Raw genomic sequence first — 20,970 nt, forward strand, 5'->3', positions numbered from 1 at the left:
CTTAGGAAAGGATTCCCCCGAGCGACGCTCAGGCCAAGGCACTGACGCTTGGGCTAAATACGCGCTGATAAAAGACGCGAGTTCCCATTCCGTGATGGTTCGACGACAGCTTGTCGCCCGACCAACCAGTCCAGGTATATGGCGCACAATGACTTCTAAAAACAATCCGACCACTGCGATATCCGATCTGACGCTCCCCGCGGCGAACAGCCCCGCACCGTCGAAGTCATTGACGCCGTCGCGCCCGTTGGCAACTCAGCAATACCTGTACTTCACGGAAACCAACACCGATCGCATCCTCGATAACCTCGACGGCCTGCGCGACATGGTGTTCCCGCGTCCACCGCATCTGGAAGGCGATGCGGAACAGCACAACGCTCAGGAGTTCCCGTCTGTGTGCCTGATTGGCCTGGGCCGCTGCGGGTCGAACATCGCGCTGGACGTCGCGGAGTTGGTGTACAACGCCCGCAAGTTCTACCTCAACGAATTCAACAACGAAGACCGTCCGTCGCCGGACAAGCGCTACGCCGAAAAGGGCTACAGCCCGGCGCAGTGGATCCGCAACAACCTGCGCCTGGGACACAACAAGGCCAGCAAACCGGTGTTCCTGGTAGAACCGCTGGTCATGCTCGGCGACCTCGACAAAGACATCGCCGGTCGCATCCGTTTCTCGCGCAAGGGCGAAAAAAGCGGCTTCCTGCGCGACTACAGCAAAATGAAAATCATGGACTTGTCGGAAGTCCACGCCGGTGGCGCCGGTAACGCGCCGATTCTCGGCCAGTACCTGGCCAAGATCATCCTGAACAAGGACACCCAGCGTTTCTCCAGCCCTGACTGGAAGATGATTCACTCGTACCTGATCGACAGCTGCGGCATCAAGGCCAACCAGTCGCGCCTGTACTTCTCGATCTTCAGTGCCGGCGGCGGTACCGGCTCGGGCATGGCTTCGGAATTCGGGCTGGCCCAGCAGCACTCGTACATGAACAAGACGTTCGACACCAAGCCGATGGACGAGCATGACGGCAAGAGCGGTCATTCCTTTGTCTTCGAGCCGATCTTCACCAGCGGCATTTGCGTACTGCCGAACATTTCCGATCACCGCAGTGAAATGTCCGAGGCGCTGCACATCAACGCCGGTCGCCTGCTGTGCAAATACCTGTCGGAAGAATGGGACTTCTCCTACAACTTCGCTAACGAAGACAGCAGCGAAGCCAGCGTCATGGGCCGTATCCGCCCATGGAACGCCATGATGCTGATCTCCAACGACATCATGCGTTACGCCGAAGAAAGCGATGACGGCAACATCCAGAACATCGACGTCAACGCGATGGAAAAGCACGCGAACCAGTACATCTCGCAGCAGATCTTCAACATTCTGACGGCGCAGGCGGTCACGACCGACTACGACCAGAACTATTTCCGTCGTGCCGGCATCGACATCGGCGAAACCATTCGCCTCGACGCCAACGACCTGTTCATGAGCCTGGCCGGCCCGGTGGCGATTGCCTACGCCGAGTCCGTGGTGCCGGAAACCCCGCCGCCGAGCAACGACAAGTTCAAGGTGTTCGAGAAAGAGCCGCAGCGCCTGAACATCGACGACCTGTTCTTCCGCTCCATCGACTTGCCGCACTTCAACAAAGTCACCCAGGCCATCGAAGGCATCAGCCTGCTGCCGATCGAGTCCAAGCGCTATCGCGCCTCCCTGGAGCAATACAAGAATTCGGGCTATGACGCCGCCGCGTTGCACGACCTGCACTTCTTCAAGAACTGCTCATCGGTGGTGTCGATTGTTTCGCTGCCTAAAGACTACAAGCTGTCCTACATGGACCTGAACCGGTTGAAGACCCACCTCAACAGCCTGTTCCCCAACACCACGCTCAAGCGCTATGCGCTGGTGATCGGTGCCTCGGCCAACTTGTCGCTGACCACCCTGATCGCCAAGAGCCCGTGCCTGTCGGACGACTTCCTGACGCTGATCGTGGCGTTCATCAAGCGTTGCTTTGCGAAAAACCCGTACCGCTTCGACGAGACGCTGGATAACTCGATCCTGGACTTCATCATCAATGAAGAGTTCGACGAAGGCCTGATCGACGATCTGCTGAACGAGTTCGAAAACCCGGCGAAAATCCTCGATACCAACTGGTACGCGATCAAACCGATGTACGAGAAGAAGTACCGCGAGCTGATCAACGACAAGGACAAGTTCGTCTCGATCAATGACATTCGTCTGTCGCGCGATTGCGTGAAGAAGGCAATCAAGTACCTGCGCGAGATCTACCGTCACCGGATTGGCAAGACCAAGGTTATTTCGCTTAATAACCACACCGGTAAAACCTTCTAAAATCGCATCGACCCCATTCGCGAGCAGGCTCGCTCCCACAAGGTCATCACTAGACCCTGTGGGAGCGAGCCTGCTCGCGAAGGCGGCAGTAGATTCACGACAAATCCAACATTCAGAAACAATTAAGCAGCCAGTCGGCTGCTCAATAAACTGTTCCCGTTACGTTTACGTCACCCTCGCCAAGACCCTTCTGTGGCCTTTCTCCACGGCCACATGCCATCACGCTACTCGGCTACACACTTTCCTCTGCGAAAACCTAGCACCAATAAAGTGCACGCATTCAACTCGTCGCCCTTTCCTGGATCAGAATCCACGGCGAAACGACCACTGCCCACAGCTCCGGATCACGCTCAAAAAGATCCAGCGCCCGCGTTTCAGACAGCTTGGCGAGTTTGTCGGCGGCCAGCCAGGCAGCCACTTTCTCGCCTTCATCCGTCGCCACGGCTTCTGCGGCGGCGATCAAATCCAGACCGGGGTCGACCCACAATAGGGCACCCTTGGCGAAGAACGGCTCCAGCTCCTTCCAGGTAATAGATGCGGTTTCACCAAGCAGCTTGGCATAGAGGGTGCTAGGTTCTTGAGTCATGGGTCCTGTCCGGAAAAGAAATCGACGCGAATGATAACGTCGGTGGTCCGGCAGAAAAACCCGGATGCAAATGAGTTACCGATTGAAAAGAGCAGGAAAGCCAAGGATTGCTGTTAGTTCAGCTATAACCCCCGCCGCCATTCTGTCTTTTTCTTTCAATAAAGCGACACCCCCAAGATTTGCCCCCTGGCGCCAGCTTCCCAGGCTAACAATCGGCGCTCTACACTGTACCGGTACAGTTGCCGGGGGCATTTTCCGGAAGGTATCGCAGATATCTGACCCGGTTCTGCCGCTACGGCGCCAGGACTATAAAAACTACAACAGTAAGAGTGGAGCACTATGACTAAGGCTACTAAGCAGATTTCCAAACTGTTTGCCGCTATGGTTCTGGCCGGGGTTGCCAGCCATTCGTTCGCAGCTGACACCATCAAGATCGGCATCGCCGGCCCTAAAACCGGCCCTGTAGCCCAATACGGCGACATGCAGTTCAGTGGCGCCAAAATGGCCATCGAACAAATCAACGCCAAGGGCGGCGTAGACGGCAAGAAGCTCGAAGCCGTTGAATACGATGACGCCTGTGATCCAAAACAAGCGGTTGCTGTCGCGAACAAGGTCGTCAACGACGGCGTCAAGTTCGTGGTCGGCCACCTGTGCTCCAGCTCCACTCAACCGGCTTCGGACATCTACGAAGACGAAGGCGTGATCATGATCACCCCGGCTGCCACCAGCCCGGACATCACCACCCGTGGTTACAAAATGGTGTTCCGCACCATCGGTCTGGACAGCGCCCAGGGCCCTGCCGCCGGTAACTACATTGCCGACTTCGTAAAACCGAAAATCGTTGCCGTTCTGCACGACAAACAGCAATACGGTGAAGGCATCGCCACCGCCGTGAAGAAAACGCTGGAAGGCAAAAACGTCAAGGTTGCCGTGTTCGAAGGCATCAACGCTGGCGACAAAGACTTCTCGTCGATGATCTCCAAGCTCAAGCAAGCCAACGTCGACTTCGTCTACTACGGCGGCTACCACCCGGAGCTGGGTCTGATCCTGCGTCAATCCCAGGAAAAAGGCCTGAAAGCCAAGTTCATGGGTCCGGAAGGCGTGGGTAACGACTCGATTTCGCAGATCGCCAAAGATGCTTCCGAAGGTCTGCTGGTGACCCTGCCGAAATCCTTCGACCAGGATCCAGCCAACATTGCCCTGGCTGACGCATTCAAAGCGAAGAAAGAAGACCCGAGCGGTCCGTTCGTGTTCCCGGCCTACTCGGCTGTGAAAGTGATCGCCGACGGTATCACCGCTGCCAAGTCCGAAGACACTGCCAAAGTGGCTGAAGCCATCCACAAAGGCACGTTCAAGACTCCAACCGGCGACCTGAGCTTCGACGACAAGGGCGACCTGAAAGACTTCAAATTTGTGGTTTACGAGTGGCACTTCGGCAAACCTAAAACTGAAGCAAAACCTCAGTAAGGCGTTGCCTGACTGACTGCCAACAAAGCCCACGGCGTGCCGTGGGCTTTGTTTTACGAATGTACTGGGCCGCGCTGGCGTGATCCGCCAGTCTCCCCACCTGAAAATCTCAAAACCGTCATCAGCGGTTCGCTGGCAAACCTCGAATTCGAAGTGGATACAGATCCACGGGGCTCGAGCGGGAAAATGACTCCACCAGTGAAATGCGTATCAGGTTTTTAGGAGCGCTGTAATGCCTGACATCTATCACTTCTTCCAACAGCTGGTTAATGGCCTGACCATTGGCAGCACGTATGCCCTGATCGCCATCGGCTATACGATGGTTTACGGCATCATTGGAATGATCAACTTCGCCCACGGCGAGGTGTACATGATCGGCTCTTACGTGGCGTTCATCGCCATCGCCGGGCTTGCCATGCTGGGACTCGACAGCGTGCCGCTGTTGATGACTGCCGCTTTCCTGGCAACCATCGTTGTTACCAGTGCCTACGGTTACAGCATCGAACGGATCGCCTACCGCCCCTTGCGTGGCAGCAACCGTCTGATCCCGCTGATTTCCGCCATCGGCATGTCGATCTTCCTGCAGAACACGGTTCTGCTGGCGCAAGACTCCAAGGACAAATCCATCCCCAACCTGATCCCCGGTAACTTCTCCATCGGGCCAGGTGGCGCACATGAAGTGCTGATTTCCTACATGCAAATCGTGGTGTTCGTGGTGACCCTGGTCGCCATGCTCGGCCTGACGCTGTTCATCTCCCGCTCTCGCCTGGGTCGCGCCTGCCGCGCCTGTGCCGAAGACATCAAGATGGCCAACCTGCTGGGTATCAACACCAACAACATCATCGCCCTGACCTTCGTCATCGGTGCCGCACTGGCGGCCATCGCGGCCGTGCTGCTGAGCATGCAATACGGCGTGATCAACCCGAACGCCGGTTTCCTGGTCGGCCTCAAGGCCTTCACCGCAGCGGTACTGGGCGGTATCGGCAGCATTCCCGGCGCCATGCTTGGCGGGATCGTGCTTGGGGTGGCGGAAGCCTTTGGCGCCGATATCTTCGGTGACCAGTACAAGGACGTCGTGGCGTTCGGTCTATTGGTCCTGGTGTTGTTGTTCCGGCCAACCGGCCTGTTGGGCCGTCCGGAGGTTGAGAAAGTATGACTAGGAATCTTAAACAGGCGTTGTTCAGCGCCTTGCTGGTGTGGGCCGTGGCCTACCCGGTACTCGGTCTGAAACTGACCATCGTCGGCATCAACCTCGAAGTCCATGGCACCAGTAACACCACGCTTATCACCATCGCCGTGTGCTCGGTGCTGATGTTCCTGCGGGTGCTGTTCGATCAGCAGATCAGCTCGGCCTGGCGCTCGTCGCCAAACATGCCGCTGATTCCGGCCAAGGCCAGCAACTTCCTGACCCTGCCGACCACCCAGCGCTGGATCATCATTGCGTTGATCGCCGGTGCGCTGGTGTGGCCGTTCTTCGGCTCTCGCGGGGCGGTGGATATCGCCACCCTGGTGCTGATCTACGTGATGCTCGGCCTGGGCCTGAACATCGTGGTCGGCCTCGCCGGCCTGCTCGACCTTGGCTACGTCGGTTTCTACGCCGTCGGTGCCTACAGTTATGCACTGCTGTCGCATTACTACGGCCTGAGCTTCTGGATCTGCCTGCCAATCGCCGGTCTGACGGCGGCCACCTTCGGCTTCCTGCTCGGTTTCCCGGTGCTGCGTCTGCGCGGTGACTACCTGGCGATCGTGACCCTGGGCTTCGGTGAAATCATTCGCCTGTTCCTGCGTAACCTGACTGGCCTCACCGGTGGCCCGAACGGTATCAGCAACATCGAGAAACCGACGTTCTTCGGCCTGACCTTCGAACGTAAAGCCGCCGAAGGCATGCAGACCTTCCACGAGTACTTCGGCCTGGCCTACAACTCGATCAACAAGGTGATTTTCCTGTACCTGGTTGCGTTGTTCCTGGCACTGGCTGCGCTGTTCGTCATCAACCGCCTGCTGCGCATGCCGTTGGGCCGCGCGTGGGAAGCGCTGCGTGAAGACGAAATCGCCTGCCGTGCACTGGGCCTCAATCCTACGGTCATCAAGCTGTCGGCCTTCACCCTCGGCGCCAGTTTCGCCGGCTTTGCCGGCAGCTTCTTCGCTGCCCGTCAGGGCCTGGTAACGCCGGAGTCCTTCACCTTCATCGAGTCGGCGATCATCCTCGCCATCGTTGTACTGGGTGGCATGGGCTCGCAGCTTGGCGTGATCCTCGCTGCCGTGGTGATGATCCTGTTGCCGGAAATGATGCGTGAGTTCAGTGAGTACCGCATGTTGATGTTCGGCGCCTTGATGGTGCTGATGATGATCTGGCGTCCTCAAGGCCTGCTGCCCATGCAACGTCCTCACATGGAGTTGCGCAAATGAGCCGCGAGATCCTTAAAGTAGAAAATCTGAGCATGCGCTTCGGCGGCTTGCTGGCGGTCAATGGCGTAGCCTTGAGCGTGAAGGAAAAACAGGTCGTGGCACTGATCGGCCCCAACGGCGCCGGCAAGACCACCGTGTTCAACTGCCTGACCGGTTTCTACAAACCGAGCGGCGGCAGCATCCTGCTGGACGGCGAGCCTATCGAAGGCCTGCCCGGCCACAAGATCGCTCTCAAAGGCGTGGTACGGACCTTCCAGAACGTGCGGCTGTTCAAGGACATGACCGCGGTCGAGAACCTCTTGATCGCCCAGCACCGTCACCTGAACACCAACTTCCTGTCGGGCCTGTTCAAAACCCCGTCGTTCCGCAAGAGCGAGCGCGAGGCGATGGAGTTCGCCGAATACTGGCTGGACAAGGTCAACCTCACGGCGTTTGCCAACCGTCCGGCCGGTACCCTGGCCTACGGCCAACAACGTCGCCTGGAAATCGCCCGTTGCATGATGACCCGCCCGCGGATTCTCATGCTCGACGAACCGGCGGCCGGCCTGAACCCGAAGGAAACCGAGGACCTCAAGGCGCTGATCAGCATGTTGCGTGAAGAGCACAACGTCACCGTGCTGCTGATCGAACACGACATGAAACTGGTCATGAGCATTTCCGACCACATCGTCGTGATCAACCAGGGCACGCCTCTGGCCGACGGCACGCCGGAACAGATCCGCGACAATCCTGAAGTGATCAAAGCCTACCTGGGGGAAGCGTAAATGCTGCAATTCGAAAACGTTTCCACCTTCTACGGCAAGATCCAGGCCCTGCACAGCGTCAACGTGGAGATCCGCCAGGGCGAAATCGTGACACTGATCGGCGCCAACGGCGCGGGCAAATCCACCCTGCTGATGACTCTCTGCGGTTCGCCGCAGGCCCACAGCGGCAGCATCCGCTACATGGGCGAAGAGCTCGTGGGGCAGACCTCGGCGCAGATCATGCGCAAGAGCATCGCTGTGGTACCTGAAGGTCGTCGGGTGTTTGCCCGTCTGACCGTGGAAGAAAACCTGTCCATGGGTGGCTTCTTCACCGCAAAGGGCGATTATCAGGAACAGATGGACAAGGTCCTCGGACTTTTCCCACGCCTGAAAGAACGCTTCAACCAGCGCGGCGGCACCATGTCCGGCGGCGAACAGCAAATGCTCGCCATCGGCCGTGCGCTGATGAGCAAGCCCAAGTTGTTGCTGCTCGACGAGCCTTCGTTGGGCCTGGCGCCGATCATCATCCAGCAGATCTTCGACATCATCGAACAGCTGCGCAAAGATGGCGTGACGGTGTTCCTGGTGGAGCAGAACGCCAACCAGGCGTTGAAAATTGCTGACCGCGCGTACGTTCTGGAGAACGGCCGGGTGGTGATGCAAGGTACAGGGGAAGCGCTGCTGACCGATCCGAAAGTGCGTGAAGCGTACCTCGGTGGTTAAGCCTTCTCGGTAAAAAAAACGGCCTTCGGCCGTTTTTTTATGCCCGCCCCAATTTCGAAAACACCGCAATCCCTTGTGGGAGCTAGCCTGCTCGCGAAAGCGGTGTGCCAGTCAACCCATGTATTGAAGGTAAAATCGCATTCGCGAGCAGGCTCGCTCCCATAGGGTCGGAGTGATGATTTAGAGCTTGTCCAACGCTTCCCCGCTGCGCTTGAACCAGCCAATCAAATAATCCGCCAGCACTTGGGTGCGTTTCGGTAGCCCTCCCTGGTAAGGATGCACCAGGTACATCGGCATGCGCCGCGTCTGATAGTCGCGCAGGAGCCAGCGCAAACGCCCGTCAGCCAATTCCGCTTGCGGCAGGTAGGACGGCAGGCGCGCAATGCCAGCGCCGGCCAGTGCCGCTTTTTTCAGCAAGCTGTAATGGTTGCTGGCGAACGATCCCGACACGCGAACCCGCAACAACTCGTGTTGCTGGTGATAAAGCCATTCTTCGCGGCCGCTGTAATGACTGTTGAGCAAACAGCGGTGTTCAGTGAGGGCCTGCGGCGTCAACGGTTCGCCGTATTGCTCAAGATAGGCCGGGCTGGCGCAGGTCATCTCGTGCCAGGCCAGCAGGGGGCGGGCCACTAGACGCTCGTCATTACCCACCTCGGAGCGAACCGCCAGGTCAAAGCCGTCGCGGGACAAATCACGAAAGCTATTGCTGAGGTCGAGCTCAATCTGCACCTCGGTGTACTTGTGGGAAAACTCCAGCAACAAGCCATCGAAGAACGTTTCCCCCAACGACACCGGAACCGTCATACGCACCGGCCCGGCCATGTCGTCCTTCAATCGCGCCAATGCCTGACGCGCCCTCTCCACTTGTACGACCAGCGCCTGAGCTTGCGGCAACAGCGCCGCACCCGCAGCGGTCAGGCTCAAGCGTCGAGTGGTACGTTGCAGCAGCACCACGGAAAACCGAGTTTCCAACAGGCTGATGCGCTTGGACAACTGCCCCTTGCTGCAACCCAGTTGCTGCGCCGCCAAGGTAAAACTGCCCGCTTCAATCAACACCGCAAACGCCGCCAGGTCATCCATTTCACTCATGGACTGTTTCCATTTGAAAACCAAAGGTTGCCTATTAGCGCGCTTATCAGCAGAAAAAACCACTCTAGACTGGGCCTCTTTCAACCCACCCGAGGATCAGCACCATGAAAATTCTTTTGATAGGCGCAGGCGGCACCATCGGTTCGGCCGTCGACAAGGAACTGTCCGAACGCCATGAAATCATCCGCATCGGTCGCAACAGTGGCGATTTTCATGTGGATATCAGCGACAGCGCCTCGATTCGCAAACTGTTCGAGCAAACCGGCAAGTTCGACGCGCTGGTCTGCGCGGCGGGCAACGTGACCTTCGCGCCGTTGGGCGAAATGACTGAAGACAGTTTTGCCCTGGGCCTCAAAGACAAGCTGATGGGCCAGGTCAACCTGCTGCTGATCGGCCGCGAATTCGCCAATGACGGCGCTTCGTTCACCTTCACCACCGGTGTGCTCAGCCACGACCCGATTCGCAGCGGTGCCTCGGCTGCGCTGGTCAACGGTGCGCTGGACAGCTTCGTCCGCGCCGCGGCCATCGAACTGCCTCGCGGTTTGCGCGTCAACTCGGTGAGCCCTAACGTGCTGGTCGAAGCCATGGGCAGCTACGCACCGTACTTCCGCGGCTACAAACCGGTTCCGGCAGTGGATGTGGCATTGGCCTACGCCAAAAGTGTGGAAGGCTTGCAGACAGGACAGACGTTCCACGTCGGCTGAGTACATCACTCCCTGTAGGAGCTGCCGCAGGCTGCGATCTTTTGGCTGCTTCGAGAACGTCGAAGATCAAAAGATCGCAGGCTTCGCCAGCGCCTACACAAAGCAAGCGCAATGCAGGGTTGTGATGAACGGTCAGGCTGAGTAACGTGGCGGCACTTGTCTGGAGAGCCAAAGATGCGTGTTGCCCGTTCCTTAGTCCTTGTTGCCCTGCTTCCGCTGTTCGCCGCCTGCCAGTTGCTCGATGGCCCGCGTGAAAGTGCTTCCCACGTGGGCCAGACCCGCCTGCAGGGCCAGTTGACGGCGGCCGACGGCAAGCTGTTGTTCCAGCCGTGCAATGAACAGCGCAGCTACGTGGTCAACGACACCGGCGGCACCAGCGTCCTGCAAGAGGCCGCGACCCTGGCCGATGCTCAGGGCAAGCTGTTCGCCGACGTGCGCGGCCGGATCGTCGCCAGTGGTGCCGATAGCCGACTTGATCTGGAGCAGCTGTACCGCGTCGAACGCTCGGGCACCGCCTGCAACGATCCCAATTTCAAACAGCTGATCCTGCGCGCCGCCGGCCACGGGCCGGAGTGGAACGTGAAAGTCAGCGGCAAAGGCATGGTCATCGATCGCGCCGGTCAGCCACCGCTGGCCTTGCCCTACGTCGAAGAGCAACTGGGCGATGGCCGCTTCAACCTCAGCACCGAAGCCAATAACCAGCACATCGAACTGTGGGTCGCGCCGCAACGTTGCGTCGACAGCAGCACCGGCAGTGTCCAGCACATGAGCGCCGAACTGCGCATCGATGGCCAGGTTCAGCGCGGCTGCGGGTATTTCGGCGGATCACGCGACGACTGATCGTTTTTGCCTCACGGGACCGGTCTTTGCGGCTTATAATCGCCGCCTTCAAACGCCCTGGCGCAGTTGTGCGCCCCGCGAACCGGATCCCGTCATGTTACGAATCACCGAACTCAAGCTGCCGATCGACCATCCCGATGAAGACCTGCGCCCTGCCATCGTGCAGCGCCTGGGCATCGCCAGTGATGACCTGCTCGATTTCACCTTGTTCAAGCGCAGCTACGATGCGCGCAAAAAATCCTCCGAACTGTGTTTCATCTACACCATCGACCTCAACGTTCGCGATGAGGCGTCGGTGCTGCACAAGTTCGCCGATGACCGTAACGTCAACGTGGCACCGGATGTCAGCTACAAAGTGGTCGGCCAGGCGCCGGCCGATCTCGAACAACGTCCGGTCGTCGTAGGCTTCGGGCCGTGCGGGATTTTCGCCGGGCTGCTGCTGGCGCAAATGGGCTTCAAGCCAATCATCCTCGAGCGCGGCACCGAAGTGCGCCAGCGCACCAAGGACACCTGGGGCCTGTGGCGTAAAAGCGTGCTCAACCCCGAATCCAACGTGCAGTTCGGTGAAGGCGGCGCGGGGACATTCTCCGACGGCAAGCTCTACAGCCAGATCAAGGACCCGAAATTTATCGGCCGCAAAGTTCTGCACGAGTTCGTAAAAGCAGGCGCGCCGGAAGAAATCCTCTACGTCAGCAAGCCGCACATCGGTACGTTCCGCCTGACCGGCGTTGTGGAAAACATGCGTGAGCAGATCCGTGCGCTGGGCGGCGAAGTGCGCTTTCAGCAGCGCGTCACTGACGTGTTGATCGAGGACGGCCAACTGGTCGGCGTCGAGCTCAACGGCGGCGAGCAGATTCATTCCAAGCACGTGATTCTGGCCCTCGGCCACAGCGCCCGGGACACCTTCCGCATGTTGCACGGCCGTGGTGTGTTCATGGAAGCCAAGCCGTTCTCGGTGGGTTTCCGCATCGAGCACCCGCAGTCGCTGATCGACCGCTCACGCCTGGGCAAGTACGCCGGCCACCCGAAACTCGGTGCTGCCGACTACAAACTGGTGCACCACGCCAGCAACGGTCGTTCGGTCTACAGCTTCTGCATGTGCCCGGGCGGGACCGTGGTGGCGGCGACGTCCGAGCCGGGCCGCGTGGTCACCAACGGCATGAGCCAGTACTCGCGTAACGAGCGCAACGCCAACTCCGGAATCGTCGTCGGGATCACCCCGGAAGTCGACTATCCGGGCGGTCCGCTGGCGGGCATCGAGTTGCAGGAACGCCTGGAATCCCACGCCTTTGTGCTGGGCGGCAGCAACTACGAAGCGCCGGCGCAACTGGTTGGCGACTTCATTGCGGGCAAGCCGTCCACCGAGTTGGGCAGTGTTGAACCGTCCTACAAGCCAGGGATTGCCCTCGGTGATCTGACGCTGGCCTTGCCGGCGTTCGCCATCGAAGCGATTCGCGAAGCGTTGCCGGCGTTCGAGAAGCAGATTCGCGGTTACTCGCTGCATGACGCCGTGTTGACCGGCATCGAAACGCGTACGTCGTCGCCGCTGCGGATTACCCGTGACGAGTCGATGCAAAGCTTGAACGTGAAGGGCTTATTCCCGGCCGGTGAAGGCGCGGGTTATGCGGGCGGGATTCTGTCGGCAGGTGTGGACGGGATTCGGATTGCTGAAGCCGTGGCCAGAGACATCCTCGGACTGGAAGCCTGACCCGACCCCAATGTGGGAGCGAGCCTACTCGCGATGACGGATTAACCTTCAACAGAGATGTTGACTGATCTACCGCTATCGCGAGCAGGCTCGCTCCCACATTGGGTCTTCAGCGTTTGGGAGATCTCAGATATTGGCGCGCAGCACGGTGTCCGGCAACGGCTCGCCCCGCTCGACACTCGCCGCCACGGCATCCATCAAACCACTCAACTCATACCCCTGGGCCTTGAGCCAATCCTGATCGTAATAGCTGGTCTCATAGCGTTCGCCGCCATCACAGAGAATCGCCACGATCGACCCCGACTCGCCCGCCGCCGCCATTTGCCCGGCCGCCATCAAGGCACCGATCAGGTTGGTCCCGCTCGATCCACCAACCCGTCGCCCCAAATGCTGCGCCAGGTAATGCATGGCCGCCAGTGACAGGGCGTCTGGCACTTTGACCATCGCATCGATCACCTTGGGCAGAAACGACGCTTCCACCCGTGGCCGACCGATGCCTTCAATCCGCGAACCGCACTCCAGGCGCAGGCTGGCGTCGCCGGTCTGGTAGTACTCGAAGAACACCGAGCGTTCGGCATCGGCGCACAGCACGCGGGTGCAATGCTGGCGATAACGCACGTAACGGCCGAGGGTCGCCGTGGTGCCGCCGGTGCCGGGGCTGGAAATCAGCCAGCTCGGCTCGGGGTGTTTCTCGAAACGCATCTGATGGAAGATCGATTCGGCGATGTTGTTGTTCGCGCGCCAGTCGGTGGCGCGTTCGGCGTAGGTGAACTGATCGATGAAATGCCCGTCGTGTTCGCGAGCCAGACGCTCGGACTCGGCGTAGATCTGCGTCGGATCGTCCACCAGATGGCTCTTGCCACCGTAGAAAGCGATCTGCGCGATCTTCTCTTTGGAGGTGGTCGCCGGCATCACTGCAATGAACGGCAACCCCAGCAAACGGGCGAAGTACGCCTCGGAAATCGCCGTCGAACCGCTGGACGCTTCGATCACCGGCGCACTGGGTTTGAGCCAGCCGTTACACAACGCGTAGAGGAACAACGAGCGGGCCAACCGGTGTTTGAGGCTGCCAGTGGGATGGCTGGACTCATCCTTGAAATACAGCTCGATGCCCGCAAACCCTGGCAGCGGCAAAGGGATCAGGTGGGTGTCGGCGCTGCGCTGAAAGTCGGCTTCGATGATCCGGATGGCTTCGCGGGCCCACTGTCGGTTGTCGCTCATGGTGGTTTTCTCGTCGAGTCGGCCTTGTTGCAAGGCTCAGCTCTTAAGCTTAGGAAAAAACCTACATCACGCACAGATACAGCTGAGATCCAATACGTCTGGCAACTGCTAGGCTCAGGTTCGTTCTGGCCAGTCACGTTGCAACGGCATATAACAAAAAAGAATATAACTTTTGTTTTAACAACTAACGGTACGGGTTAGGGTGTGCCACCTTTTAAATTCATCGATGGAGAGCGACCTTGCCTCTGCGTAGCACGTTCACGCGTTTCTTTCAGTTGGAAGCTGCCAGCGGTCTGTTACTGATCGCCGCTGCAGCCCTGGCCTTGATCATCAACAACTCATCGCTGTCGTGGCTTTACAACGGTCTGCTGGACACCCCCGTGGTCGCCCAGATCGGTGCGCTGAAAATTGCCAAGCCGTTGCTGCTGTGGATCAACGACGGCCTGATGGCCCTGTTCTTCCTGCTGATCGGCCTGGAGGTAAAACGCGAAGTCCTCGATGGTCAGCTGTCAAAACCTTCGCAGATCGTGCTGCCCGGCGCCGCGGCGATTGGCGGCATGGTGGTGCCGGCGCTGATCTACTGGTTTCTGAACCGCGACGACCCGGCAGCCCTGGGTGGCTGGGCCATCCCGATGGCCACCGACATCGCCTTCGCCCTCGGCGTGCTCGCCCTGCTGGGCAAGCGCGTGCCGGTGTCGCTGAAGCTGTTCCTGATGACCCTGGCGATCATCGACGACCTCGGTGCCATCATCGTCATTGCGATCTTCTATTCCGGCGCGCTGTCGACTTTGTCGCTGGCACTGGCCGCGGCCTGCATCGTGGCGCTGATCGCAATGAACCGGCTCGGCGTGGTCAAGCTCGGGCCGTACATGATCATCGGTTTGATCCTGTGGGTTTGCGTGCTCAAGAGCGGCGTCCACGCGACACTCGCCGGGGTGACCCTGGCCTTCTGCATTCCGCTGCGTACGAAAAATGCCGAACCCTCGCCGCTGCTGACCCTCGAACATGCCCTGCATCCATGGGTGGCCTACGGCATTCTGCCGCTGTTCGCCTTCGCCAACGCCGGGCTGTCCTTGAGCGGTGTGACCGTCGAAAGCTTCACCCACCACGTGCCGATGGGCATTGCGGTCGGCCTGCTGCTGGGCAAGACCCTGGGCGTGTTCGGCCTGACCTGGCTGGCGGTGAAAATCGGTATCGCCGCCCTGCCCCAAGGCGCCAACTGGGGCCAGGTGCTGGGCGTGGCGATTCTCTGCGGGATCGGCTTCACCATGAGTTTGTTTGTCGGTTCCCTGGCGTTTGTGCCGGGTGCCAGTGAATACGCCGGGATGGATCGAATGGGGATTTTGACCGGTTCGATATTGGCGGCATTGATTGGTTATGCGGTGACGGCGGCGGCGAGTCGCAAGAGTGCCGCACTGCAACCCTGCTAAACAGAGACAACTCTTAGCGTCATCCAAGACTCGTCCTACAGCCACGATCAGTCACGTTCGTTAACGTCGTGCAGCCCTCTCAAGGGGCTGCCGATGGACGAATGAAAGGACGATCAGTGGCTGGCAACAAGGACATTCCCCGGGTCAAGAACCCACCGTCAGGCGACGGGCATCACGTTACCCACCGTTTCATGACGGCCACCGAACTGGCCGAGCGGGATGCCAGGCAAAACGCTTACGACGCGATGCTCGCCAGGCAAGAGGCCTTTGAAGGCAGTCTTCAGGTCTCGGCAAACAAAGACAAAGCCGTTCGCGCGGGGTGCGTGTTCGCCAAGTCCTGCAAGCTGCCCGATGCCATCATCGATTACTCCAATCCTTCCGGCGTTGTTCCGACCGACAGCCTGAAAGACTACGGCGAGCTGATTCTGCTGGGCGCTCGCGAAGCGGATGAATCAGGCGCTGTGCCACTGAAGAAGATCAGTGGGACGGCGATTCCCGTCGGTTTAGGTGCCCTCGCCTTGGGCGGTGCGGCATTTGCCGCTGTTCCCGTGGCAGCAGCAGCCACCGTCGTAGCGACGCTGGTTGGCCTTGTAGCGTTGGTCACACAATCGAGTCTGGGCGACAGCTCGCTTTACACCGAAGACCAACTCCGTGCGCTGAAACAGGCCCGCACTCGCGTGCGCCTGCGAGTCGAGCAACAAGCGGATGGTAGCCTCAAGGGTTACGGCTTCTACACCGGCAAAAACCGCGATTGGGAAATGGTCGATGTCGTGCAGTTCGCATTGCGCGGCAGTCAGCAGGTGGCGGATCTAGGGGATGGTGTTGAGCTGATCTGGACACCGGCTGTAGACGGTTCCGACATACTCGGTATTCCAGCGTTGGAGGCCGCGCCGCAGGCACCGCATATTTGGGTTTACCCGCCGACGAAAACAGCGGACAGCATCATCGTCGATCCGGTTTATCCGCCTGAGTACAAGGATTTCATTCTTGTGTTTCCGGCGGATTCAGGGGTGAAGCCTTTATACGTCGTGGTTGCAAGGCCAATCAATGGTGACCACGGTTATCACCCTCCACCAAAAGCTCTACCAGCATTCCCCGATGCCATCCGCGTTCAGACTAAAGGAAGCCGAAAACGCTGGGAAAGTAAGAAACGCATTTATGAGTGGGATTACCAGCATGGCGCCGTTGAAGTGTACAACTGGGCAGGGGATCACTTAGGGGAATTTGATGCAGAAACGGGCGAACAGACCGGTGACGCAAAACCTGAAAGACGGACGTCAACAAAGTAATGATGAGGAGCAGGAATGATATTTATTGAAATCGCCGGTTTTTTTCCCGACCCAAACCCCGACACTTCATTGCAATACGAAAAGGATGTGCCGCAAGCCTTAGAGGCAGCAGTGCTTAACGTCATGGGCTGGAAAACTTTGAAGGATGTGCCCATGGGCGAGCATGTGTTATCTCCCAATCAAGCCAGTGCGATTATGGAATTGGTTAGTGACCCTTTCAGGCACGACTTGGTGTATTACATGGGACTGTGCCAAGCCTAACGATTATGAATTAGACATTGCTGAAATCGACAGACATAAAAAACCCCGACCAGTCACCTGATCGGGGTTTTCTTTTACCTTTCGTTCCCGCTTAGTGCGAAACGCGGCTAGTGCCATCAACCGTAGCAATCCGCACTCGCTCGCCAACACGGAACACTTCGTTTTCCTGAACCTGTTGCACGTAGGCGCGCATGCTGCCGTCGTCTTCGCGAACGGTGATTTCCACGCCCTGGGTGCGGGTCAGGCCTTCTTCGGTGGCGGAACCGAGCAGGCCGCCGGCGACGGCGCCGATGACTGCTGCGACGATGCTGCCGCGACCGCCGCCGATGGCGCTACCACCTACACCGCCCACGACTGCACCGGCTGCGCCGCCGATCGGGGTTTTGGTGCCTTCGATTTTGACCGGGCGCAGGGATTCGATGGTGCCCATGCGAACCGTCTGCACACGACGCGCTTCGTCACGGGAGTAGGAGTCACCGGTCAGGTTCGATTGGCAACCAGTGAGCAACATCGCCATCGTGGAAAAGGAAGCAACCAACAGAACAGACTTACGCATAGCATCAACTCCAAAGGACAGGTATTCATTAAACTCCGCAGCTTGACGCCTGTCACGGCATCGCCCGGATAAAATTGGTTTCATTCAGTTCCAGTACAGGCGCTTCACGAACTCACCCAACAGTAGTGGCAAATTCCAGAATCTGCGCCGCTGACCCAAGGATTGTCATGGATTACTTCATCATTTTCGTCACCACTGTCGCCGGTCTGTACTTCCATTGGTGGTTGTACGTGCGGATCAAGCGCTGGATGGATCGCGATCTGGCGTTGTCTCTGGCCGGTAGCGATGAGCATAAAAAAGCCTTCATGCTTCAGCAACTGGCAAACGCCCAAGCGCAAAAGATCAAGCGTCGGGACCTGCCTCAGTGGCTGGAGGCCGCTGCGGCAGGCTATCCCGGTCGGTAGACTGCCTAGGGTGCCAGACGTTCAAGAATCCAGTCGGCGTCCTGTAGGCGGTAGTTGAGGCGGTCGTGCAGGCGGCTCGAACGGCCCTGCCAGAACTCGATGCGCTCAGGCAGCAGACGATAACCACCCCAGTGCTCGGGGCAGTGAGGCTGGGTGTCGCTGAAGCGTTGCTCGGTGTTCTTGAGCAGGGCTTCCAGTTCAGCACGGTCGGCGATCACGCGGCTTTGCGGTGAAGCCCAGGCACCGAGGCGGCTGCCCAGGGGCCGGACTTGAAAGTAGGCGTCGGATTCCTCGGGCGTGACCTTCACCACCCGCCCTTCGATGCGCACCTGGCGCTCCAGGGCCGGCCAGAAAAAGGTCATGGCTGCGAACGGATTCGCCGCCAGATGCTGGCCCTTGGCGCTGTCGTAGTTGGTGAAGAACGTGAAGCCCTGCTCGTCCAGGCCCTTGAGCAGCAAAATGCGGCAATGCGGTCGACCGTCCGGATCAACGGTGGCCAGGGTCATGGCGTTGGCTTCCACCGGTGCCTGCTCGGTTTTCACCGCGTCGGCGAACCACTGATGAAACAGCGCGAACGGCTCGACCGGGGCTTGCGCCTCGGTCAGGCCATCACGGGTGTAGTCGCGACGCATATCAGCCAGGCCCTGGGTCATGGCGCATTCCTTTTGGTTAACGAATCACTTCTTTGCAGCGTCGTCGGCAACGGCGACTTTCTTCGAGTCGGCCGCGGCTTTGGCCGGAGCAGTCTTTTTCGCTGGCGTCGCGGTTTTAGCCGGAGCTTTCTTCGCGGCGGCTTTCTTGGCCGGGGCCTTTTTCGCGGCAGGCACAGCGGCTTTCTTCGCGGCAGGTGCAGGAGTCACCGGCTTGGCCACTGGCTTGATGTCCTGGGCAGCGACCAGTTTCACTGGCGCAGGAGCCGGCATGTTGTACTTGCTCAGCAACGCGACCATGGTGTTTTGCGGGGTCACCAGCAGTTCCACGCGACGGTTCAAGGCACGGCCTTCATTGCTGTCGTTGGCAGCACGCGGGGCTTCGCCGCCCATGCCACGCAGCATCAAGCGATCACGCTGCAGACCGCTGAGACGGAAGATCGCAGCCACGGCTTGTGCACGTTCCTGGCTCAGTTTCACGTTGGCTGGTGCGGCGCCTGACGTGTCACTGTGACCGAGCACCAGCACGGCAGTCTTTGGATCGACTTCAAGGATTTTCGCAACACGGGTGAAGGGACCGAGGGTGACCGGCAGCAGCATGGCCGGACGGTCAGGGTTGAACGAGCCCTCTACCGGCGCGGTCACCACCAGCACGTTTTCACGGCGTTCGAGTTGCAAGTTGCTGTCCTTGATCGCCTCACGCAGGCGTGGTTCGTAGTCGTCGAGCCAGGCCTGGGTGACTTTCGGATCAGGCATCGGCACGACTTTGGCTGTGCTTTGCTCTTTGCCGCCGAACGGCCACCACCATTTGCCACCGGCATCGGCCTCAGCCTTGGCCACTTCGACGGGCTTGGCTTCAGGTTTTACTTCCGGCTTTTTGTCGAGCACTTCATCGGAGCCGAACGGCCAGTACCAAGGGTTCGAGCTTTCAGCCTTGGCTACCGGAGCTGTGGCGGCAGGCTTCAGCGGGGCCGGAGCTGGGGCTGGAGCCGGCTCTTTTGCCGCGACTTTGTCGGAGGAACCGAACGGCCACCAGTTGCTGCCATCGGAATCATTTTGTGGAGTCTGCGCACAACCGGTAATTGCAAAACACAGGGCCAAGGCGAGGGTTTTATTGGATGACATTGGATATCCACAAAATGAAGTAATAAAAAATCAGGCCGGATTGACCCGGATAAACAGACGCTTGGAAAACACAATGGCCTTCGGGTTCCGGCCCTGGAACCCTTCAGCGCGATTTACAGACAAGTGGCCAGTGCCCGCACAAGCTTTTGCGCGCGCGGATCCATCAAGACGTACGGTCCCAGGGTGTTTGTCACAAAACCAAAGGCCACATCGTGTTCCGGGTCTGCAAAACCGATGGAACCGCCGGCGCCCGGATGACCGAACGCCCGTGGGCCAAGGCCGTAGGTGGCGTTGGGCACGTCCGGTTGATCGAGCATGCAACCCAGGCCGAAACGGGTCCGGGTCAGTAGAGTCTTGTCCTCGCCGAGGCTGTGCTCGCGGGTCAGCTCGTCGAGCATTTCACTTTCGAGCAAACTGCCGTCGAGCAGGCCGGCGTAGAACCCGGCCAGGCTGCGGGCATTGCCGTGGCCGTTGGCGGCCGGCTGTTGCATCCGGCGCCATTCCGGTTTGTTGGTGCTGGTCATGATCGACGGCGGGTTGGTGAACGCCCTCGTGGTCATGGCCGTCGGTTCGCGCATGGTCACTTGCAGCAGGCGCTGGGCCGCCGCATCGCCGACGTTACCCTTGCCACGGGCGATGTGAGCCACGCGATGGAATTCTTCATCCGCCAGCCCGACGTGGAAGTCCAGGCCCAACGGCTTCGCTACCCGCGCCACGATGGATTCACCCGGCCCACGACCGTCGGCACGACGCAGCAACTCGCCGACCAGCCAGCCGTAGGTGATCGCCGCATAACCGTGACCTTCACCCGGCGTCCACCAGGGCTCTTCAGCGGCCAGTGCATCAACCATGGTTTGCCAGTCGTAAAGCGCTTCGGGCGCCAGCAACTCGCGCAACGCCGGCAGCCCGGCCTGATGGCAGAGCAATTGACGCAACGTCACGTGGGCTTTGCCGGCGGCGGCGAACTCGGGCCAGTAGCGAGCAACCGGGGCATCCAGTTGCAGTTTGCCTTCGGCCACCAGTTGCAGGGCGGTGACGGCGGTAAAGGTCTTGGTGCAGGAGAACAGGTTGGCAAGGGTGTCGCTGTGCCACGCCTCAAGGCCATCCTTGTCGGCGGTGCCGGCCCAGAGGTCAACGACGGTTTCACCGCCGATCTGGATGCACAACGCTGCGCCACGTTCCTGAGGATCGTCGAACAGCGCCGCGAACGCCTCACGCACCGCTTCGAACTTAAGCTCGTAAAAACCCTGAATCTGCACCCGCGACTCCCTTGGATAAACGCACTACAAAGTGGCCCGCATTGTTCCAGCCATTGAAGGTTTTGGGAACAGGGGCGGGCTGGGCGGTCGGTTGCCCATGTATCGGATCTGAAATTTATGGTGTGTTTGCGGACGCCATCGCGAGCAGGCTCGCTCCCACATGGG

General features: G+C 59.3%; 20 protein-coding genes. 13 read left to right on the forward strand and 7 right to left on the reverse strand.

Annotated elements, in window-relative coordinates; translation table 11 throughout:
- Positions 1-148 precede the first annotated feature (148 nt).
- A complete protein-coding gene (locus ACYZUD_RS16345; protein ID WP_462024915.1) occupies positions 149-2,341 on the forward strand; it encodes a hypothetical protein in 2,193 nt (730 codons plus the stop codon).
- A gap of 280 nt (positions 2,342-2,621) precedes the next feature.
- On the opposite strand, the gene ACYZUD_RS16350 is transcribed toward ACYZUD_RS16345, so the two are convergent.
- Positions 2,622-2,927, reverse strand: coding sequence for a DUF2288 domain-containing protein (locus ACYZUD_RS16350; protein ID WP_462024916.1), 306 nt, complete (start codon positions 2,925-2,927; stop codon positions 2,622-2,624).
- A 339-nt stretch (positions 2,928-3,266) separates the two neighbouring features.
- On the opposite strand from ACYZUD_RS16350, the gene ACYZUD_RS16355 reads away from it, so the two are divergent.
- From ACYZUD_RS16355 to ACYZUD_RS16375, 5 genes are all read left to right on the forward strand, one after another.
- Positions 3,267-4,394, forward strand: a complete 1,128-nt coding sequence (locus ACYZUD_RS16355) for a branched-chain amino acid ABC transporter substrate-binding protein (protein WP_462024917.1) — start codon at positions 3,267-3,269, stop codon at positions 4,392-4,394.
- Positions 4,395-4,626: 232 nt separating this feature from the next.
- Positions 4,627-5,550, forward strand: a complete 924-nt coding sequence (gene livH, locus ACYZUD_RS16360; protein ID WP_074874152.1) for a high-affinity branched-chain amino acid ABC transporter permease LivH — start codon at positions 4,627-4,629, stop codon at positions 5,548-5,550.
- Positions 5,547-6,803 (forward strand): high-affinity branched-chain amino acid ABC transporter permease LivM, encoded by a 1,257-nt coding sequence (locus ACYZUD_RS16365; protein WP_462024918.1) that lies wholly within the window; start codon positions 5,547-5,549, stop codon positions 6,801-6,803. The genes livH and ACYZUD_RS16365 overlap by 4 nt, the downstream gene beginning before the upstream one ends.
- Positions 6,800-7,567, forward strand: a complete 768-nt coding sequence (gene livG, locus ACYZUD_RS16370) for a high-affinity branched-chain amino acid ABC transporter ATP-binding protein LivG (protein ID WP_462024919.1) — start codon at positions 6,800-6,802, stop codon at positions 7,565-7,567. Before ACYZUD_RS16365 ends, livG begins: the two co-directional genes overlap by 4 nt.
- The gene (locus tag ACYZUD_RS16375; RefSeq protein WP_462024920.1) at positions 7,568-8,269 is read left to right on the forward strand and encodes an ABC transporter ATP-binding protein; all 702 of its coding nucleotides are present in this window, start codon (positions 7,568-7,570) and stop codon (positions 8,267-8,269) included.
- Positions 8,270-8,449: 180 nt separating this feature from the next.
- On the opposite strand, the gene ACYZUD_RS16380 is transcribed toward ACYZUD_RS16375, so the two are convergent.
- Positions 8,450-9,358: a LysR family transcriptional regulator gene (locus ACYZUD_RS16380; RefSeq protein ID WP_462024921.1), complete on the reverse strand. Its 909-nt coding sequence runs from the start codon at positions 9,356-9,358 to the stop codon at positions 8,450-8,452.
- Positions 9,359-9,462: 104 nt separating this feature from the next.
- Here ACYZUD_RS16380 and ACYZUD_RS16385 point away from each other — a divergent pair, with 104 nt between their 5' ends.
- The 3 genes from ACYZUD_RS16385 to ACYZUD_RS16395 all read left to right on the forward strand — a co-directional run bounded on the left by ACYZUD_RS16385 (position 9,463) and on the right by ACYZUD_RS16395 (position 12,610).
- Positions 9,463-10,062 (forward strand): short chain dehydrogenase, encoded by a 600-nt coding sequence (locus ACYZUD_RS16385; RefSeq protein WP_462024922.1) that lies wholly within the window; start codon positions 9,463-9,465, stop codon positions 10,060-10,062.
- Positions 10,063-10,236: 174 nt separating this feature from the next.
- Positions 10,237-10,902, forward strand: a complete 666-nt coding sequence (locus tag ACYZUD_RS16390; protein WP_462024923.1) for a COG3650 family protein — start codon at positions 10,237-10,239, stop codon at positions 10,900-10,902.
- A gap of 94 nt (positions 10,903-10,996) precedes the next feature.
- Positions 10,997-12,610: an NAD(P)/FAD-dependent oxidoreductase gene (locus ACYZUD_RS16395; RefSeq protein WP_462024924.1), complete on the forward strand. Its 1,614-nt coding sequence runs from the start codon at positions 10,997-10,999 to the stop codon at positions 12,608-12,610.
- 126 nt (positions 12,611-12,736) lie between these two features.
- On the opposite strand, the gene ACYZUD_RS16400 is transcribed toward ACYZUD_RS16395, so the two are convergent.
- Positions 12,737-13,831 (reverse strand): PLP-dependent cysteine synthase family protein, encoded by a 1,095-nt coding sequence (locus ACYZUD_RS16400; RefSeq protein WP_462024925.1) that lies wholly within the window; start codon positions 13,829-13,831, stop codon positions 12,737-12,739.
- A gap of 239 nt (positions 13,832-14,070) precedes the next feature.
- Between ACYZUD_RS16400 and nhaA the strand changes: the two genes are divergently transcribed.
- The 3 genes from nhaA (at position 14,071) to ACYZUD_RS16415 (ending at position 16,811) form a co-directional block, all read left to right on the forward strand.
- The gene (nhaA, locus tag ACYZUD_RS16405) at positions 14,071-15,261 is read left to right on the forward strand and encodes a Na+/H+ antiporter NhaA (RefSeq protein ID WP_462024926.1); all 1,191 of its coding nucleotides are present in this window, start codon (positions 14,071-14,073) and stop codon (positions 15,259-15,261) included.
- Between the two features lie 116 nt (positions 15,262-15,377).
- Entirely contained in the window at positions 15,378-16,550 is a 1,173-nt protein-coding gene (locus ACYZUD_RS16410; protein WP_462024927.1) for an S-type pyocin domain-containing protein, read from the forward strand.
- 15 nt (positions 16,551-16,565) lie between these two features.
- Entirely contained in the window at positions 16,566-16,811 is a 246-nt protein-coding gene (locus ACYZUD_RS16415; protein ID WP_462024928.1) for a pyocin S6 family toxin immunity protein, read from the forward strand.
- Between the two features lie 91 nt (positions 16,812-16,902).
- Here the strand turns inward: ACYZUD_RS16415 and ACYZUD_RS16420 are convergent, their stop codons facing one another.
- Positions 16,903-17,367, reverse strand: a complete 465-nt coding sequence (locus ACYZUD_RS16420) for an outer membrane lipoprotein (protein ID WP_462024929.1) — start codon at positions 17,365-17,367, stop codon at positions 16,903-16,905.
- Between the two features lie 167 nt (positions 17,368-17,534).
- On the opposite strand from ACYZUD_RS16420, the gene ACYZUD_RS16425 reads away from it, so the two are divergent.
- On the forward strand, positions 17,535-17,771 hold the full coding sequence (locus tag ACYZUD_RS16425; protein WP_462024930.1) for a hypothetical protein: 237 nt from the start codon (positions 17,535-17,537) through the stop codon (positions 17,769-17,771).
- A 5-nt stretch (positions 17,772-17,776) separates the two neighbouring features.
- Here ACYZUD_RS16425 and pdxH read toward each other — a convergent pair whose 3' ends face one another.
- From pdxH to ACYZUD_RS16440, 3 genes are all read right to left on the reverse strand, one after another.
- A complete protein-coding gene (gene pdxH / locus ACYZUD_RS16430; RefSeq protein ID WP_462024931.1) occupies positions 17,777-18,424 on the reverse strand; it encodes a pyridoxamine 5'-phosphate oxidase in 648 nt (215 codons plus the stop codon).
- A gap of 24 nt (positions 18,425-18,448) precedes the next feature.
- Positions 18,449-19,546 (reverse strand): OmpA family protein, encoded by a 1,098-nt coding sequence (locus ACYZUD_RS16435; protein WP_462024932.1) that lies wholly within the window; start codon positions 19,544-19,546, stop codon positions 18,449-18,451.
- A 113-nt stretch (positions 19,547-19,659) separates the two neighbouring features.
- Positions 19,660-20,805 (reverse strand): serine hydrolase domain-containing protein, encoded by a 1,146-nt coding sequence (locus ACYZUD_RS16440; protein WP_462024933.1) that lies wholly within the window; start codon positions 20,803-20,805, stop codon positions 19,660-19,662.
- Between the last annotated feature and the right edge of the window lie 165 nt (positions 20,806-20,970).

The organism is Pseudomonas sp. XS1P51 (assembly GCF_054897845.1).

Bases quoted from the DNA above. Each gene is read 5' to 3' on its own strand.
- ACYZUD_RS16415 (WP_462024928.1), top strand. From the start codon at position 16,566: ATGATATTTATTGAAATCGCCGGTTTTTTTCCCGACCCAAACCCCGAC.
- ACYZUD_RS16385 (WP_462024922.1), top strand. From the start codon at position 9,463: ATGAAAATTCTTTTGATAGGCGCAGGCGGCACCATCGGTTCGGCCGTC.
- ACYZUD_RS16390 (WP_462024923.1), top strand. From the start codon at position 10,237: ATGCGTGTTGCCCGTTCCTTAGTCCTTGTTGCCCTGCTTCCGCTGTTC.
- livH (WP_074874152.1), top strand. From the start codon at position 4,627: ATGCCTGACATCTATCACTTCTTCCAACAGCTGGTTAATGGCCTGACC.
- ACYZUD_RS16365 (WP_462024918.1), top strand. From the start codon at position 5,547: ATGACTAGGAATCTTAAACAGGCGTTGTTCAGCGCCTTGCTGGTGTGG.
- ACYZUD_RS16375 (WP_462024920.1), top strand. From the start codon at position 7,568: ATGCTGCAATTCGAAAACGTTTCCACCTTCTACGGCAAGATCCAGGCC.
- pdxH (WP_462024931.1), bottom strand. From the start codon at position 18,424: ATGACCCAGGGCCTGGCTGATATGCGTCGCGACTACACCCGTGATGGC.
- livG (WP_462024919.1), top strand. From the start codon at position 6,800: ATGAGCCGCGAGATCCTTAAAGTAGAAAATCTGAGCATGCGCTTCGGC.
- ACYZUD_RS16345 (WP_462024915.1), top strand. From the start codon at position 149: ATGACTTCTAAAAACAATCCGACCACTGCGATATCCGATCTGACGCTC.
- ACYZUD_RS16355 (WP_462024917.1), top strand. From the start codon at position 3,267: ATGACTAAGGCTACTAAGCAGATTTCCAAACTGTTTGCCGCTATGGTT.
- ACYZUD_RS16380 (WP_462024921.1), bottom strand. From the start codon at position 9,358: ATGAGTGAAATGGATGACCTGGCGGCGTTTGCGGTGTTGATTGAAGCG.
- ACYZUD_RS16400 (WP_462024925.1), bottom strand. From the start codon at position 13,831: ATGAGCGACAACCGACAGTGGGCCCGCGAAGCCATCCGGATCATCGAA.
- ACYZUD_RS16420 (WP_462024929.1), bottom strand. From the start codon at position 17,367: ATGCGTAAGTCTGTTCTGTTGGTTGCTTCCTTTTCCACGATGGCGATG.
- ACYZUD_RS16435 (WP_462024932.1), bottom strand. From the start codon at position 19,546: ATGTCATCCAATAAAACCCTCGCCTTGGCCCTGTGTTTTGCAATTACC.
- ACYZUD_RS16350 (WP_462024916.1), bottom strand. From the start codon at position 2,927: ATGACTCAAGAACCTAGCACCCTCTATGCCAAGCTGCTTGGTGAAACC.
- ACYZUD_RS16395 (WP_462024924.1), top strand. From the start codon at position 10,997: ATGTTACGAATCACCGAACTCAAGCTGCCGATCGACCATCCCGATGAA.
- ACYZUD_RS16425 (WP_462024930.1), top strand. From the start codon at position 17,535: ATGGATTACTTCATCATTTTCGTCACCACTGTCGCCGGTCTGTACTTC.